Genomic DNA, 15,498 nt, shown 5'->3' on the forward strand with positions numbered 1-15,498 from the left:
TATTATTTATATTGATATGGAATAGAAAAGCACGCTATGGACCGCTTGAATGCAATGGAAAATTTTGTCGCCGTGGTCGATGCCGGCTCGTTTTCAGCGGCGGCGCGCCTGCTTGGTATAGGCCAGCCGGCCGTGTCGAAAACCATCGCCCAGCTGGAACTGCAACTGGGCGTGCGTCTGCTGCTGCGCTCAAGCCGGCGCATGACCCCGACCGAGGCGGGCCTGCGCTTTTATGAACGGGCGCGCCGCGCCGTGGCCGAGGCCGAGGAAGCAGAGCTGGCGGCGCGCGGCGCAGGCGCCAGCCTGTCCGGCCTGCTGCGCATCTGCGCCGGCGTAACGTTTGCGCGGCTGCATATACTGCCCCATCTGCAGCTATTCCTTGATCAGCATCCAGAGGTGAACATCGATGTAGTGCTCGACGACCGCAATATCGATATGCTCGAGCATGGCATCGACGTGGCCTTGCGCATGGGCGGCTTGAACGATTCGGGCATGACGGCGCGGCGCATAGGCCAGGCGCGCCGGGTGGTGCTGGGCACGCCAGCGTACTTTGCGCGGGCCGGCCTGCCGGCCAGTCCGGTGGATCTGGCTGGCAACCAGGCCATCGTGTATGCCCAGCCCGGCGGCGGTACCGCCTGGACTTTTACGCAAGGTGGGGAAGAGGCATCGGTGGCCTTGACTGGCAAGGTACAGGTCAATGCTGCCGAGGGCGTGCGCGCGGCCGTGCTGGCCGGCATGGGCTTGACTATCGTATCGGAATGGATGTTTGCACCAGAATTGCGTGACGGCCAGGTGTGCCGCGTGCTCGATGACTGGCGCTTGCCGATGGTGGATTTATGGGCGGTGTATCCGGGCGGACGCATGGCCAGCGCCAAGGCGCGCGCTTTTATTGAATTTGTCGAGCAACTGCTGTCGATGCCGCCGCAACCGGCCGTGGTCCAGGTGTGATGCCGATATGTGCTCTCTGGAAAGTCTTGCTTGCACAGGGAAACATGAATTAATACAATGACTTGGCGAAAATATTATGGCTATTGTCAAAAAGTATGACGGTATTTCCCTGCCTTCAACGATGTTTTATTTTGTAAAGTTTCAGATATGACCTTTAATCAGCGCTTAAGCTGACGGGCAGAAACTGCGGCTACATAGGACACGATACCTGTGGTTCCCTGTAGAATAATATTCAGACCAGTCATAGAGTCCCCTTTCGTGTTGTGCTGGCTGGCGCCCGGTTCCCCGGCGCCGGCGGTAACTGATTTATATAATTTTCGGAGAAGCCGATGAAGAAGCAAATGATGCTGGTCACCCTGGTGCTCGCCCTGTCAGCCCAGGCTGGTGCAGCGCAAACGGACAAGAGTGCCGCTCCTCCGCCCCCCATGAAGCCGCTGGCCCAGCAAACGCAGGCCGCCCTGTGGGCTTCGCGCGTGCTGTCGCGCTACCATTACAAGGCCATGCCGCTCGACGATGCGATGTCGGAAAAAATCTTCGACCGCTACTTCAAGTCGCTCGATGCCGAAAAGCTGTTCTTCGTGCAAGCCGATATCGACCGTTTCGCGCCCGTGCGCTCCAAGCTCGACGACGCCATCAATGGCGAAGACCTGAGCGCGCCGTTTGCCATCTACAATCTGTACCAGCAGCGCTTCGAAGAACGCATGGCCTATGCGCGCGAACTGCTGAAGACAAAATTTGATTTCACGCAAGACGAAAGCTATCAGCTGGACCGTGAAAAGGCCGCCTGGCCGAAGAATGATGATGAAGTGCGCGATCTGTGGCGCAAGCGCGTCAAGAATGACTGGCTGCGCCTGAAACTGGCCGGCAAGGACGACAAGTCCATCCGTGAAACCCTGGACAAGCGTTATGAAAGCTATGTCACGCGTTCGCGCAAGCTCAATAACGAAGATGTGTTCCAGATCTTCATGAACGCCTACGCCATGTCGATCGAGCCGCATACCAATTATCTGGGACCGCGTGCTTCGGAAAACTTTGACATCGCCATGCGTCTGTCGCTCGAAGGCATCGGCGCCGTGCTGCAAACGCGCGACGAATACACGGTGGTGCGTGAAATCGTGCCAGGCAGCCCGGCCGGTTTGTCGGGCAAGCTGAAAGTGGGCGACCGCATCATCGGCGTGGGGCAGGGCGATAGCGGCCCCATCACTGAAGTGCTGGGCTGGCGCATCGACGATGTGGTGCAACTGATACGCGGCACCAAGGATTCCACCGTGCGCCTCGATATTCTGCCGGCCGATGCCGGCCCGGACGCCAAGCATACGGTGCTGGCGCTGGTGCGCAAGAAAATCAGCATGGAAGAGCAATCGGCGAAGAAATCCATCATCGAAGTGCGCGACAACGGCGTCAAGCGCCGCATCGGCGTGATCTCGCTGCCGACCTTCTACCAGGACTTCGATGCGCGCCGCCGTGGCGACAAGGATTTCAAGAGCGCCACGCGCGACGTGTCCCGCTTGCTGGGCGAGTTGAAGAAAGACAAGGTTGACAACGTCCTCATCGACTTGCGCAACAACGGCGGCGGTTCGCTGAACGAAGCCGTCGATTTGACGGGTTTGTTCATCGACAAAGGCCCGGTGGTGATGCAGCGCAATGCCGAAGGCAAGGTCGATACTGAGAGCGATACCAACGCCGGCCTGGCCTGGGATGGCCCGATGGGCGTGCTGATCAATCGTGGTTCGGCCTCCGCTTCCGAGATTTTTGCCGCCGCCATCCAGGATTACGGCCGTGGCCTGGTGATCGGTGAAGGCAGCTTCGGCAAGGGCACCGTGCAGACCCTGATAGACCTGAACCGTTTCGGCGGCAGCGACAAAGCCCGCTTTGGCGAGCTGAAAATGACGGTGGCGCAATTCTTCCGCATCAACGGCGGCACCACGCAATTGCGTGGCGTGACGCCCGACATCAAGCTGCCAGCCATGTCGGATACGGAAAACTTTGGCGAATCGAGTTATGACAATGCCTTGCCATGGGTCTCCATCAAGCCGGCGAACTACACGCCGACGGGCGACTTGAAAGACATCGTGCCGCTGCTCGACAAAAAGCATGAAGCGCGCGTGGCCAAGGACAAGGACTTCCAGTATCTGCAGGATGACATCGCGCTGATCGTCAAGCAGCGCAAGGATAACCAGCTGTCGCTGAACGAAGCCGTGCGCCGCAAGGAGCGCGATGCCCAGGATGCGCGTGCCAAGGCGCGTGAAAAACGCCTGATCGCGCAGATTTCCAATCCGGGCGATGATCTGGTGGTGATTCCTGATCCGAAAGATGTGAAGAGCGCAGCCGGCAAGACCGCCAAGCAGCAGATTGCTGCCGTGAAAGGCGCCTTGCGCACCGACGATGGTTTGCAGGGTGACGAGCGTGCGCTGAGCGCCGAACTCGACGCCGAAACGGCCGCGAAGAGCGCCAAGGATGTGCTGTTGAACGAAACGGCGCGCATCCTGGCTGATGAAGTGGGACTGATCAAGGCCGACACCCGTCTGGCGGCCAAGGTCTTGCCATACGCAACCGATGCCAAGGGCGCGCCGGCAACGGCTACCACGGCGAAGTAAGTCTGGCGTTAGTATCAGTTAAAGGCCGGCGCAGGGATTCCTGGGCTGGCCTTTGTTGTTTATGGGAGGGCATGCTTTACCAGTTATGTCTGATGCTTATTTCTATCATTCCAACAATCAATTGGATCGATATGTGGCAATGCAGCATAATTCATCCGTCTCCTCTATTCTCCTCCAAGAAAATAGATTCAGCCCGCTCCCGCAGCGGGCTTTTTTTTGCCTGGATTTTTATATTCGCTATTGCAAGGCGGTATTGGCGGCGAACAGGGCGCTGATCCAGTTGGCGAATGCCTGCACCTTGGGTGCGGTCAAACGTCCTTGGGGCGTCAGCAGCGAGATCGGCATGGCGGTGGGTGGACAAGCGTCGAGCACGGTCACCAGCTCGCCGCTGTCCAGGTAGGGACGTACCTGGTACAGGCCAGACTGCGCCAACCCCAGTCCTTGCAAGACGCAGATCAGGCTGGCGTCGGCGTCATTGACGGCGATCGGGCCTGTCATCGGTACGCGCACCACTTTGCCGTCCTGCATGAAATCCCAGTCGAAGGCGCGCCCCGTGCGGCCGGAAAAATGCATCACGCCGTGGTGGGTGGCCAGGTCGGCCAGGGTGCGCGGCGTGCCGTGCCGCGCCAGATAGGCGGGGGCGGCGCAAGTGACGAAGCGCATCGTGCCCACTTGCTTGCCGATCAGCGCGGAATCCTGCAAGTCTCCCACGCGCAGCGCGCAATCGATGCCTTCCTGTGTCAGGTCGACCAATCGGTCCGTCAGGCTCAGAAACAGTTCCACGTCTGGATAAGCGGCATGAAATTGTCCGATATGGGGCAACACCAGCCGGCGGCCCACGGTATTGGGCAGGTTGACGCGCAGCACGCCCTTGGCTTTATTCGCTTCCGGGCCGCGGAATGCCAGTTCCGACGCATCGACGGCGCCGAGGATGGCCGTGCAATGGCGAAAATATTCGGCTCCGTCAGGTGTCAGCGACAACTTGCGGGTAGTGCGCTGCAGCAGCTGCGTGCCCAGATAAGCTTCCAGTTTCTGCAGGGTCGCCGTGAGCGCGGCGCGGGGCAGGTTCAGGGTCTCGGCCGCCTTGGAAAAGCTGTTGGCCTCGACGATGCGCACAAAGGTTTGCATCGCCTTGATCTTGTCCATGAGGGCGTTTCCTGAGAATTGTTCATATAATGTGAAAAGTATAGGGTGATTATGCCCTAATTATCTTTGCCTCGCGTTTGCCTACAATAGCGTCATCGTTCTTCATCGCCATTCACTTATATTCACCGAGTAAATAATATGAACAAGGCCTCTCAAGACACATCGGATATCTCGGCCGGCATGGTGCTGCTGCTGGCAGTCGCTTCCGGCCTGATCGTCGCCAACCTGTATTACGCCCAGACCCTGGTCGGCCCCATCAGCGCCGCCACGGGCTTGTCGGCCAAGGCGGCCGGCCTGATCGTGACCCTGACGCAAGTGGGCTACACCCTGGGCTTGCTGTTTGTGGTGCCGCTCGGTGATTTGCTGGAAAACCGCCGCCTGATCATTACTGCCTTGCTGGTGACGGCGGTGGCGCTGGCGGTGGCCGCCTTCAGCACGGGTGCCGTGGTCTTTTTGGCCGCCGCGCTGGCCATCGGACTCGGTTCGGTAGCGGCGCAGGTGATCGTGCCGTTCGCTGCGCACCTGTCGAAAGAAGCCACGCGTGGGCAAACCGTGGGCAAGGTCGTCAGTGGCTTGCTGCTGGGAATCATGCTGGCGCGCCCCGTGGCCTCGCTGGTGGCTGCCCATGCCAGCTGGCACCTGGTGTTTGGCGGCGCCGCCGTGCTGATGCTGGTGCTGGCGGCCGTGCTGCGGCGCGCTTTGCCGCTGCGCGTGCCCGTCTCGTCGATGTCGTATCCAGCTTTGATGGGGTCCTTGTGGCATTTGCTGCTGGGCACACCCGTGCTGCGCCGGCGCGCCGCTTATCATGCGGGCCTGTTTGGCGCCTTCAGCCTGTTCTGGACCGTCACGCCGCTGGTGCTGGCCAGCCCTGCATTCGGCTTGTCGCAAACGGGCATCGCCATCTTTGCCCTGGTCGGCATGGCAGGCGCCGTCTCGTCGCCCATCGCTGGCCGTCTGGCCGACTCTGGCCACACCTTGCCGGCGACGGCGATTGCGCTGCTGCTGGGCGTCATCGCCTTTGCCTTGCCGATGTTTGCGCCGGCCTCGAAACATGTGGCGCTGGGCTTGCTGGTGGCAGCTTCCATCGTGCTCGACATGGGTGTGGCTGCCAACCTGGTGCTGGGCCAGCGCGCCATCTTCAGCCTGGGCGCGGAAGTGCGGGGCCGCTTGAACGGCCTGTATTTCGCGCTGTTCTTTGCCGGCGGCGCGGCCGGTTCGGCGCTGGGCGCCTGGATGTATGCCAGTTATGGATGGCAGGCAACTTTGCTGACCGGCATGGCATTTCCCGGCCTGGCGCTGCTGTACTGGCTGGGTGAGTTATTACCAGTACGGGCCCGCCGCACGGCCTGAAGCTTGCCATGCGCCAGCATTATCACCAGACTGTATTTCTATCATCATGAAGATAAAGTGGAATGATATGGCGCGACGCAGCATAATGCATCTGTCTCCTCTACTTCCTCACAGGAAATAGATTCAGCCCGCTACCGCAGCGGGCTTTTTTTTGCCCGGCGATCTTATGCCGCAATGACTTCAGGCAATAGCTCGGGATGATTGTTGAGTAATTTCAACAGTTTGACGGTGGCCAGCGGCGGCCTGGTCTTGCCGTTTTCATAGCGCGAGAAGGCATTCACGCCGCCACCAAAGATTTCCGCCGCCTGGCGCTGGTCCAGGTTCAGCTTCTTGCGTACGCTAAGGATGAACTGGGGATCGACCGACGCGCTATTGACCTGCTTGTTGAAGGCCAGCATCAGATCCATGGTGCGGCGCGATTCCTGCGGCCCCAAAATGGCTTCGTCGCAAGCCGTGCAAAACTCGCCTTCGACGTGCGGCAGCACTGTCGTTTCGCCTTTGTAGGTGTAGGACAGATCACGTACCTCCTGGACCAGGTCGCCGGCACCGCAGATTTCGCATTTCATGGCTATAACTCCTTGAACGACACGATTAACACGCCATTCTGTATCATTAATTTCAAATAGACATCTTCATCATTTGGTGTGACCGCGTGATAGACATCCATCCACAGCCCCGGATTCTTGTCCGATTCCATGGTTTTATAAAAGAACCCGCTATGCGGCAAGTCGAGCACGATGGCGATCATGCCGTCCAGGTCGAGCCCAAGCCGGGTAGCGCCTTCCCGCGCGACTTTGGTAGTCTTGTAGCGCCCCTGCCGTATCAATACCAGCATGTCCGCCAGATTGTGCGTAGCCCTAGTGTCATTTGTCATGGGGTGCTCGCTGTATGGTAATTTAACCTACTTGGTTTAATTTGGCAAGTAGGTTAATGAAGGTGTGTGCTTCTTCAGTCCAGCGTAGCAGCCTCCTGCGGCGTCGCTTTGCGCTGGATGCTCAAAAAACCGCTTAAGGTTGGGCCAGCAAAACCCGTATGGTGTTTTCCGTTTCCGCATAATCACCTTCGCCAAAATGCTGGTAGACGATGCGGCCTTTTTTGTCGATCAGGTAAAAAGCTGGCCAATACTGGTTGCGGTAGGCGCGCCAGGTGGCGTAGCGGTTGTCTTGCGCGATCGGATAGCTCAGGCCCAGGCGCTTGGCAGCCGCTTCCACGTTGCTGGTCGAGCGTTCAAACGGGAATTCCGGCGTATGCACGCCGATCACGGTCAGGCCCTGGTCCTTGTATTTGTCGTGCCATTGCTGGACGTAGGGCAGGGTGTTGACGCAGTTGATGCAGGTGTAAGTCCAGAAATCGACCAGCACCACCTTGCCCCGCAATTGTTCGATGTTCAAGGGTGGGCTGTTGATCCAGTGTTCGATGCCGGCCAAGGCGGGCGCTTGCCCCAGGTCTTGCAAGGGCGCCGCCTGGGTGACGTGCGCGGTGATGGCGAGGCTGCTGCCGGCAACGATGCTGGCGGCGATGAGCAATTTTTTGATGGTGCTGATCATGGTCATGTCCTTTCAGTGGGGAAGAGTGCATGACCGTATTGAAGCTGCGCCGCGTATCGGGCGTGTGTCGGCCTGTGCATGGCGCTGCGGCGGACTGTATCGGCGGCGCCTGCAGATACAGTCGGACATAAATCTTTGTTAGACTTCCGCTATAAAGTAGCCTTTCCATCGCAGAGAGCGCGTCATGCATACAGAATTTTCGCCACCATCGGGCCACACGACAGGGTTTTTCAGGCGTAGCCTGCAGCGTATCCTCGCCACTTGCGTCTTTCTGCTGGGCGGCATCGGCTTTGAGGTCAGCCATCCCGTCAACTGTTCCACCATCCACAGCAGCGGACCGCGCCACCGTCCGGGCAAGCGCCGCGATGGATAAACCCGACCACATCCTGATCGTCGATGACGACCATGAAATCCGCGACCTGCTGTCCAGTTATCTGCGCAAGATCGGTTTCCAGGTCTCGGCCGCGGCGAATGGCCGCCAGATGCGCAGCGTGCTGGAAGAAGGGCCGGTAGACCTGGTGATCCTCGACTTGATGTTGCCCGGTGAAGATGGCCTGGTGCTGTGCCGCGAGCTGCGCGCCGGTAAATGGCGCGCCGTGCCGGTGCTGATGCTGACGGCGCTCGATGAAGAGACGGAGCGCATCATCGGCCTGGAAATGGGCGCCGACGATTACATGGCCAAGCCGTTTTCCTCGCGCGAACTGGTGGCGCGCATCCGTGCGGTGCTGCGGCGCACGCGCATGCTGCCGCCCAGCATGAAGCCGCTGGAAGTGAGCCAGTTGCTGCGTTTCGGTGACTGGCGGCTCGATACGACTGCCCGCCACCTGCTCGATACCGACGGCACCATGGTGGCGCTCAGTGGCGCCGAATACCGGCTGCTGCGGGTATTTCTCGATCACCCGCAGCGTGTGCTGACGCGCGATCAGCTGCTGAACCTGACGCAGGGGCGCGACACGGACCAGTTCGACCGCTCCATCGATTTACTGGTCAGCCGCTTGCGCCAGCGCCTGCGCGACGATGCGCGCGGCCAGCGCTATATCAAGACCCTGCGCAGCGAAGGTTATATTTTTACGTGTACCGTGGAAGTGTCCGAGGGCGCGGCATGACGATGCCACGCGGGCGTTGGTGGCCCTGGTGGCCGCGTAGCCTGTTTGCGCGCCTGATGCTGATTTCGCTGAGTGGCCTGGCCGTCGCCTACGCCTTGTCCTTTACCGTGACGTTTTATGAACGGGGGCAGGCCACGACCTCCTTGATGCTGGGTGATATGGAGCAGGATGTGGCCAGCTCGGTGGCCTTGCTGGACCGGCTGCCGGCTGCCGAGCGCGCGCAGTGGCTGCCGCGCCTGGAGCGGCGCACCTACAGTTTCATGCTGGGGCCGGGCCTGCCTGGTGCGGCGCCCGATGCGCATCTGTCCGAATTGCTGGCGGCGTCTATCGAGCGCTCCATCGGCCAGCATTATCAATTGACCGCCAGCGCCATTCCGGGCTTGCGCGAACATTTGCAAGTGCATTTGCGCCTCAGCGACGGCGCGCCCTTGACCATCGATTTGCGGCCGCGCGGCTTGCCCGTCTCACCGTGGCTGATGCCGCTGCTGCTGCTGCAACTGCTGCTGCTGGCCGGTTTTTCCTGGTGGTGCGTGCGCCTGGCCACGCGTCCGCTGGCTGAACTGGCGCAGGCGGCCGATGCGCTGGGCCCCGACTTGAAAACCGTGCGCCTGCCGGAAGACGGTCCGGCCGAAGTGGCGCGCGCGGCGACCGCCTTCAATGCCATGCAGGACCGTATCGGCACCTATATGCATGAGCGCATGCATATCCTGGCGGCGATCTCGCACGATTTGCAGACTCCCATCACGCGCATGCGCCTGCGCGCCGACCTGATGGACGACGGCGACCAGCGCGACACCCTGATCCGCAATTTGCAGGAAATGGAATACCTGGTGCGCGAAGGCGTGACGTATGCGCGCACCCTGCATGGCGCTACCGAGCAGCCGCGCCGCATCGACCCCGATGCGCTGCTCGACAGCCTGCTGTGCGATTATCTCGACGCGGCGGCGGACGTCACCTTGAGCGGCCATATCGGCGTGCCCATGCTGCTGCGCCCCGTGGCCTTGCGGCGCATCCTGGTCAACCTGATCGACAACGCCTTGAAATACGCAGGCAGCGCCGAGCTGGCGGTGGAATCGTCGGGCGGCGTGGTGACGATTTGCGTGCTCGATCGCGGCCCCGGCATCGCACCGGACAAGCTGGAAACGGTGTTTCAGCCGTTCTACCGCCTGGAGACATCGCGCAACCGCGACAGCGGTGGTACGGGCCTGGGGCTGGCAATCGCGCGCCAGCTGGCGCAGGCCATCGATGTACGTCTCAGTCTTGCCAACCGTCCCGGCGGCGGCCTGGAAGCGCGGCTAAGCTTTGTATCCGAGATTTGTACCTGAGTGTATCTGGCGCCCGTCCAGATACATTCCCCGCTACTTGCTCCACGCAGTGACACAGCCCGGATACACGGGCGGCGTCTAATAAGACTCAGCGCCAGGCAATCCCTGCCGGCACTCTTATTTAACAGCGAGGAGCACGCAATGCATCAAGTCGATAAAGTTCTGTACACCGGTAAAACCCACACCACGGGCGGGCGCGATGGCCTGTCCCGCAGCGACGATGGCCGTCTCGATATCATGCTGTCTTCGCCCGGCAGCGCAGGACTGGGCACCAATCCGGAACAGCTGTTCGCCGCTGGCTGGTCGGCCTGCTTTATCGGTGCGCTGGGCAAGGCGGCTGCGAAGATGAAAGTCGCGCTGCCGTCTGATTTATCCGTCGATGCCGAAGTGGATCTGGGCATGGCGGGCGACGCTTATCTGCTGCAGGCGCGGCTCGGTATCCACCTGCCTGGCCTGGCGAGTGACGTGGCCCGGGCCCTGGTCGATGCCGCGCACCAGACCTGCCCGTATTCTAAACTGACACGCGGTAACATCAACGTGGCATTGCAGCTGTTGGCCTGATTTTTCTGCCGGGAGAAAACCATGTTCAAGAAACAGCCTGAAACGATGAACGATCAGCGCCGCCATCTGTTGACAGGGGCCGCCGCCATGGCCGGCCTGTCGATGGTCCAACTGCCATTCATGCAGGTGGCGCAGGCCGCTGGCGCTGGAACGATAGCGGCGCCAGCGCTGGCGCCCATCAGGCAGATACAGGCCGGCGAACTCGATACCGGGTATTTCGAGGCGGGGCCAAGCGACGGCAAACCGGTCATCCTGCTGCACGGCTGGCCTTACGATATCCACAGCTATGCCGAAGTCGCGCCCATGCTGGCGGCGCTGGGCTACCGGGTGATCGTGCCCCATCTGCGCGGTCACGGCACGACGCGCTTCCTGTCGGCCAGCACGTTCCGCAATGCGCAGCAATCGGTGGTGGCGCTCGATATCATCGCCCTGATGGACGCCCTGCAGATCGAAAAAGCCATCCTGGCCGGCTATGACTGGGGCGCGCGTACGGCCAATATTATTGCGGCGCTGTGGCCGCAGCGCTGCAAGGCCATGGTCTCGGTCAACGGCTATCTGATCAACAACCTGGAGCGCAACCAGCTGCCCCTGGCGCCGACAGTGGAGCATGGCTGGTGGTACCAGTTTTACTTTGCGACAGAGCGGGGCCAGGCTGGCTACGAAAAGTACCGGCGCGAATTTGCCAAGTTGATCTGGAAAGTCAATTCGCCGAGCTGGCAGTTCGACGATGCTACTTTTGAGCGCAGCGCGGCCTCGTTCGACAATCCCGATTACGTCAGCATCGTGATCCATAACTACCGCTGGCGCCTCAGCGTGGCCAAGGGCGATCCGAAATACGATGCGCTGGAACAGCGTCTGGCCGCCGGCCCCGTGATCGGCGTACCGACCATCACCATCGATGGCGATGCGGATGGCGTGGCGCCGGCGTCGGATGGCACGGCTTACGCCAGCAAGCTCTCGGGCAAGCGCACGCACCGCGTATTAAAAGGCGTGGGTCACAACCTGCCGCAGGAAGCGCCGCATGAATTTGCCAGGGCAGTGGTGGAAGTCGATAGTTACTGACGGAGTTGAAAACCCGCTTGCCAGCGCCTGCAAGGACACGGTAGTATCGTTGCAGGCGCACTCATTGTGCCAACGTCGCTCGGACGGATCCGGGCGCTTACGTAGCGAGATATCATGACCGACAGCCAAGCTCCGCGCAGCTTTTCGCGCATCAATCGTCTTCCCCCTTACGTTTTCAATATCACCGCCGAACTCAAGATGGCCGCGCGCCGCCGTGGCGAAGACATCATCGACATGTCGATGGGGAACCCGGATGGCGCCACGCCGTCCCACATCGTCGACAAGCTGATCGAGACCGTGAAACGGCCCGATACGCACGGCTATTCCGCCTCCAAGGGCATACCCCGCTTGCGCCGCGCGATTGCGCATTGGTACAAGAAGCGCTACGAAGTCGAGATCGATCCGGATAGCGAAGCCATCGTCACCATCGGTTCGAAAGAAGGCCTGGCGCATCTGATGCTGGCCACGCTGGACCGGGGCGACACGGTGCTGGTGCCCAACCCCAGTTACCCCATCCATATCTGGGGCGCGGTGATCGCAGGCGCCGATATCCGTTCCGTGCGCATGGGGCCGGGCGTGGATTTTTTTGCGGAGCTGGAGCGGGCGATCCGCGAAAGCTATCCGAAACCAAAGATGATGGTGCTGGGTTTCCCCTCGAACCCGACGGCGCAATGCGTGGAGCTGGAGTTTTTCGAGCGGGTGGTGGCACTGGCCAGGCAGCATAATATTTTGGTGGTGCATGACCTGGCGTATGCCGACATCACCTACGATGGCTGGAAGGCGCCGTCCATCATGCAGGTGCCTGGCGCGCGCGATGTGGCCGTGGAGTTTTTCACCATGTCCAAGAGCTACAATATGGCGGGCTGGCGCATCGGCTTCATGGTCGGCAATGCGGAACTGGTGGCCGCTTTGGCGCGTATCAAGAGTTATCACGATTACGGCAGTTTTACGCCGGTGCAGGTGGCGGCGATCGCGGCGCTGGAAGGCGATCAAAGCTGCGTGACGGAGATTTGCGCCCAGTACCAGCGCCGCCGCGACGTGCTGGTGAAAGGCTTGCACGAGGCGGGCTGGATGGTGGAAAAACCGAAGGCGTCCATGTATATCTGGGCGCATATCCCGGAAGCCTATCGCCATCTGGGTTCGCTGGAGTTTGCCAAGCTGCTGCTGGAAAAAGCAAAGGTGAGCGTCTCGCCCGGCATCGGTTTTGGTGAGTACGGCGATGAATATGTACGCTTCGCCCTGATTGAAAATGAGTCGCGCGTGCGGCAGGCGCTGCGGGGCATCAAGCAGATGCTGCGCGAACCTGCCGCCACCTGATCACATCTTGTAGTTCAGGCTCAAGAAGATGCTGCGTGGAGCGCCGTAACGCTCCAGGCCGCCGGACCAGGAATAGCCTAGCGCCTGGTAGTAGCGGCGGTCGAGCAGGTTGTCGACGTTGAGCCGCAGCTGCAGCTTGTCATTGACCCGGTAGCCGGCCGTCAGGCCGAGCAGGGCGTAAGTGCCCTGGCTGGTATAAAAGCCCGTGTCGCTGCGGTAGATCTTGTCCTGGGCGTAGATGGCGCCGCCTACGTTCCATTTGGACAGGTCGCCGGCCAGCTGGTAATTGGTGTACAGCTTGAACAAGTGTTTCGGTTCATCGGTGGCGATGCGCTGGCCGATATTGCTGGCGATGCTGTCCTTGATGTATTTCGCCATCACATAGGTATAGCCGGCCGATATCTGCCAGCCGGGCAGGGGCGAACCCGATACTTGCAAGTCCACTCCTTCGCTGCGCACCTGGCCGGCCGCGCGCGAGCAGCTGATTTTTCCACCCGTCGGGCAGTTTTGATCATCGGCCATGGCGCGGTTGTTTTGCTCGATGCGGAACAGGGCCGCGCTGGTATTGAGCGCGCCGCCAAAGTATTCGCCTTTGACTCCCACTTCATAATTGGTGCCGGTCAGTGGTGGCAAGGTATTGCCCTTCACGTCGATGGCGCTTTGCGGCTCGAAAATCTGCGTGCCGCTGGCGTACAGCGAGTGCCGCTGGTCCAGGTCGTAGACCAGGCCCGCGTAAGGCGTGAATTTGGCGCTTTCTTCCAGGCCGCGTTTCCAGGTCGGCGGCGTTTCATACCAGCCCGTCACATCTTGCGCATACCAGCCGAAGCGCCCGCCCAGCAACAGGTGCAAAGGGGCGGCCAGGCTGAAATTACCGGCGGCATACACGCCTTTTTCACTGGTCTTGCGGCCCCAGGCATACAAGGGCGCGGCGTGGCCATTCATGGCAAACGCGCGCGGATTCCAGTGGCGGATATCGATCACGCGGTCGCTATCGTTTTCCCACGCCTGCGAGGCCAGCGAGTCGTCATGGCGGTAGCTGCTGCCGATGATGAGGTCATGCTGGCGTCCGAACCAGTTGACAGGGCCGCTGGCGCGCAGGTCGGCCACCAGCTGCCTGGTGCCGTAATGCCAGCCCGTTTCCGATTGGCTCAGCAGATAGTCTTCGCCATCGATGCGGCTGTTGGTGGTGTTGCGCGTGTTCGAGGTGGCGTCGATATGCGTGACGGCGAAACGGGCCCGCCAGCCGCCTTCCATGCGCTGTTCCAGGTCGGCGAACAGCACATTATTGTCGCGGTTCTGGAAGGAGTCGGCATTGTTGAAAAAGCTGGAACGGGGCAAGTCCATGTGGCGGCCATCGGCAAAAGTCGGCAAGCCGACAAACAGGCCATTGGTGCGGCTGCGCTGCACGGAAAAGCCGATGCCCAGGGTGGTGTCGGGCGCCAGGTCCGCTTCCACGATGCCGTACAGGGTGGCATCCTTGTGCTTGACGATATCGATGTAGCTATCGCTGTCGCGCCAGCTGCCAGCCACCCGGCCACGCACGGTGCCGGCGTCGTTCAGGGCGTTGCTGGCGTCCACAGTCAATTGCTGCTTGTTCCAGCTGCCCGCGCCGGCCGACAGGTTCAGCAGCGGCGTGGCGGTAGGGCGCTTGCGCACCAGGTTGATGCTGCCCGATGGCGCGCCGGCGCCTTCGAGCAAGCCGGTGGCGCCGCGCACCACTTCGACCCGGTCGTACATGATCATGTCGGCCGAGACATTGCGCTCGTTAAAACCCGTGACATCAAGCGGCAAGCCATCCACGTTGACGTGGCTCAGCGCAAAGCCGCGCGCAAAATAGGTCGCCTCCTGGTCCGATACGGCTTGCCCCTTGCTGTAAATGCCCGGCGTGGCCTGGGCCACGTCTTGCAGGCTGCTGAGTTCGAAATCATCCATCTGCTGGCGCGAAATGATGCTGACCGTTTGCGGCGTCTGCCGCTGCGACAGCGACAGGCCGGTGGCGGTGCTCATGGCGCGCGTGGTGTAGGAGCTGGTCCCTTCGGTGCTGTTGTTGTCCGCCTGCGCGCTGACGGTCACGCCCGGCATGGTGGCCATCGCCGTCTCCGCGCCAGCCTTGCGCAGGCTGTAATTGCCATTGCCTTCTTCGACGATTTCCAGGCCGCTGCCATCGAGCAGTTTCTGGAAACCTTCATACACGGTGTAGCGGCCTTGCAAGCCCTTGCTGTGCAAACCGTTGACTTGCGCCGAAGCGGTCGCCACGCTGACGCCCGCTTCGATGGCGAAGGTGGACAGCGCGGCATTCAGTGGGCCGGCCGCGATCTGGTAAGTGCGCTGGCTTGCGGCGGCGCTCTCGGCGGCCACTGCGGCTTGTGGCGTGATGGCCGTGGCGAAGCCAACGCCGATCAGCAGGGCCAGCGCGGCGCGCACGGCGACGGTGGTTGGATGTCTTTGTGGAGAGTGCTGCAATGCCATGGGTTCCCTTTCGATGGTGCAGATTTTTCTGCTTCTATCTGATATGACGGAGCAGATCTGATAACCGGAC

General features: G+C 60.9%; 14 protein-coding genes. 9 read left to right on the plus strand and 5 right to left on the minus strand.

All coding sequences use genetic code 11. From position 1 onward, the window contains the following. The first annotated feature begins 36 nt into the window (after positions 1–36). Both HDE72_RS25625 and HDE72_RS25630 read left to right on the plus strand, forming a co-directional pair. Positions 37–948 (plus strand): LysR family transcriptional regulator, encoded by a 912-nt coding sequence (locus tag HDE72_RS25625; protein ID WP_183747930.1) that lies wholly within the window; start codon positions 37–39, stop codon positions 946–948. 329 nt (positions 949–1,277) lie between these two features. Next, the gene (locus tag HDE72_RS25630) at positions 1,278–3,545 is read left to right on the plus strand and encodes a carboxy terminal-processing peptidase (protein WP_183747933.1); all 2,268 of its coding nucleotides are present in this window, start codon (positions 1,278–1,280) and stop codon (positions 3,543–3,545) included. A gap of 237 nt (positions 3,546–3,782) precedes the next feature. Here HDE72_RS25630 and HDE72_RS25635 read toward each other — a convergent pair whose 3' ends face one another. Continuing rightward, a complete protein-coding gene (locus HDE72_RS25635; RefSeq protein WP_183747936.1) occupies positions 3,783–4,691 on the minus strand; it encodes a LysR family transcriptional regulator in 909 nt (302 codons plus the stop codon). A 138-nt stretch (positions 4,692–4,829) separates the two neighbouring features. On the opposite strand from HDE72_RS25635, the gene HDE72_RS25640 reads away from it, so the two are divergent. Beyond that, on the plus strand, positions 4,830–6,041 hold the full coding sequence (locus HDE72_RS25640) for an MFS transporter (protein ID WP_183747939.1): 1,212 nt from the start codon (positions 4,830–4,832) through the stop codon (positions 6,039–6,041). Positions 6,042–6,205: 164 nt separating this feature from the next. Here HDE72_RS25640 and HDE72_RS25645 read toward each other — a convergent pair whose 3' ends face one another. The 3 genes from HDE72_RS25645 to HDE72_RS25655 all read right to left on the minus strand — a co-directional run bounded on the left by HDE72_RS25645 (position 6,206) and on the right by HDE72_RS25655 (position 7,588). Further along, a complete protein-coding gene (locus tag HDE72_RS25645; protein WP_183747942.1) occupies positions 6,206–6,607 on the minus strand; it encodes a type II toxin-antitoxin system MqsA family antitoxin in 402 nt (133 codons plus the stop codon). 2 nt (positions 6,608–6,609) lie between these two features. Then, positions 6,610–6,915, minus strand: a complete 306-nt coding sequence (locus HDE72_RS25650) for a type II toxin-antitoxin system MqsR family toxin (protein WP_183747958.1) — start codon at positions 6,913–6,915, stop codon at positions 6,610–6,612. A gap of 133 nt (positions 6,916–7,048) precedes the next feature. After that, the gene (locus tag HDE72_RS25655) at positions 7,049–7,588 is read right to left on the minus strand and encodes a thioredoxin family protein (RefSeq protein ID WP_183747961.1); all 540 of its coding nucleotides are present in this window, start codon (positions 7,586–7,588) and stop codon (positions 7,049–7,051) included. A 184-nt stretch (positions 7,589–7,772) separates the two neighbouring features. Between HDE72_RS25655 and HDE72_RS25660 the strand changes: the two genes are divergently transcribed. From HDE72_RS25660 to alaC, 6 genes are all read left to right on the plus strand, one after another. Further along, on the plus strand, positions 7,773–7,961 hold the full coding sequence (locus tag HDE72_RS25660) for a hypothetical protein (protein WP_183748050.1): 189 nt from the start codon (positions 7,773–7,775) through the stop codon (positions 7,959–7,961). Further along, positions 7,954–8,694: a response regulator gene (locus tag HDE72_RS25665; protein WP_183747964.1), complete on the plus strand. Its 741-nt coding sequence runs from the start codon at positions 7,954–7,956 to the stop codon at positions 8,692–8,694. Before HDE72_RS25660 ends, HDE72_RS25665 begins: the two co-directional genes overlap by 8 nt. Beyond that, the gene (locus HDE72_RS25670) at positions 8,691–10,019 is read left to right on the plus strand and encodes an ATP-binding protein (RefSeq protein ID WP_260176935.1); all 1,329 of its coding nucleotides are present in this window, start codon (positions 8,691–8,693) and stop codon (positions 10,017–10,019) included. The genes HDE72_RS25665 and HDE72_RS25670 overlap by 4 nt, the downstream gene beginning before the upstream one ends. A 141-nt stretch (positions 10,020–10,160) precedes the next feature. Continuing rightward, entirely contained in the window at positions 10,161–10,580 is a 420-nt protein-coding gene (locus HDE72_RS25675) for an organic hydroperoxide resistance protein (protein ID WP_183747967.1), read from the plus strand. Positions 10,581–10,601: 21 nt separating this feature from the next. Then, the gene (locus HDE72_RS25680; protein ID WP_260176937.1) at positions 10,602–11,642 is read left to right on the plus strand and encodes an alpha/beta fold hydrolase; all 1,041 of its coding nucleotides are present in this window, start codon (positions 10,602–10,604) and stop codon (positions 11,640–11,642) included. A 114-nt stretch (positions 11,643–11,756) separates the two neighbouring features. Beyond that, positions 11,757–12,959, plus strand: coding sequence for an alanine transaminase (gene alaC, locus HDE72_RS25685; RefSeq protein ID WP_183747970.1), 1,203 nt, complete (start codon positions 11,757–11,759; stop codon positions 12,957–12,959). Here the strand turns inward: alaC and HDE72_RS25690 are convergent, their stop codons facing one another. After that, positions 12,960–15,428, minus strand: coding sequence for a TonB-dependent siderophore receptor (locus HDE72_RS25690; protein WP_183747973.1), 2,469 nt, complete (start codon positions 15,426–15,428; stop codon positions 12,960–12,962). Between the last annotated feature and the right edge of the window lie 70 nt (positions 15,429–15,498).

The organism is Janthinobacterium saanense (assembly GCF_014200675.1).
GTDB lineage: Bacteria > Pseudomonadota > Gammaproteobacteria > Burkholderiales > Burkholderiaceae_D > Janthinobacterium.

Bases quoted from the DNA above. Each gene is read 5' to 3' on its own strand.
- HDE72_RS25625 (WP_183747930.1), top strand. From the start codon at position 37: ATGGACCGCTTGAATGCAATGGAAAATTTTGTCGCCGTGGTCGATGCC.
- HDE72_RS25630 (WP_183747933.1), top strand. From the start codon at position 1,278: ATGAAGAAGCAAATGATGCTGGTCACCCTGGTGCTCGCCCTGTCAGCC.
- HDE72_RS25635 (WP_183747936.1), bottom strand. From the start codon at position 4,691: ATGGACAAGATCAAGGCGATGCAAACCTTTGTGCGCATCGTCGAGGCC.
- HDE72_RS25640 (WP_183747939.1), top strand. From the start codon at position 4,830: ATGAACAAGGCCTCTCAAGACACATCGGATATCTCGGCCGGCATGGTG.
- HDE72_RS25645 (WP_183747942.1), bottom strand. From the start codon at position 6,607: ATGAAATGCGAAATCTGCGGTGCCGGCGACCTGGTCCAGGAGGTACGT.
- HDE72_RS25650 (WP_183747958.1), bottom strand. From the start codon at position 6,915: ATGACAAATGACACTAGGGCTACGCACAATCTGGCGGACATGCTGGTA.
- HDE72_RS25655 (WP_183747961.1), bottom strand. From the start codon at position 7,588: ATGATCAGCACCATCAAAAAATTGCTCATCGCCGCCAGCATCGTTGCC.
- HDE72_RS25660 (WP_183748050.1), top strand. From the start codon at position 7,773: ATGCATACAGAATTTTCGCCACCATCGGGCCACACGACAGGGTTTTTC.
- HDE72_RS25665 (WP_183747964.1), top strand. From the start codon at position 7,954: ATGGATAAACCCGACCACATCCTGATCGTCGATGACGACCATGAAATC.
- HDE72_RS25670 (WP_260176935.1), top strand. From the start codon at position 8,691: ATGACGATGCCACGCGGGCGTTGGTGGCCCTGGTGGCCGCGTAGCCTG.
- HDE72_RS25675 (WP_183747967.1), top strand. From the start codon at position 10,161: ATGCATCAAGTCGATAAAGTTCTGTACACCGGTAAAACCCACACCACG.
- HDE72_RS25680 (WP_260176937.1), top strand. From the start codon at position 10,602: ATGTTCAAGAAACAGCCTGAAACGATGAACGATCAGCGCCGCCATCTG.
- alaC (WP_183747970.1), top strand. From the start codon at position 11,757: ATGACCGACAGCCAAGCTCCGCGCAGCTTTTCGCGCATCAATCGTCTT.
- HDE72_RS25690 (WP_183747973.1), bottom strand. From the start codon at position 15,428: ATGGCATTGCAGCACTCTCCACAAAGACATCCAACCACCGTCGCCGTG.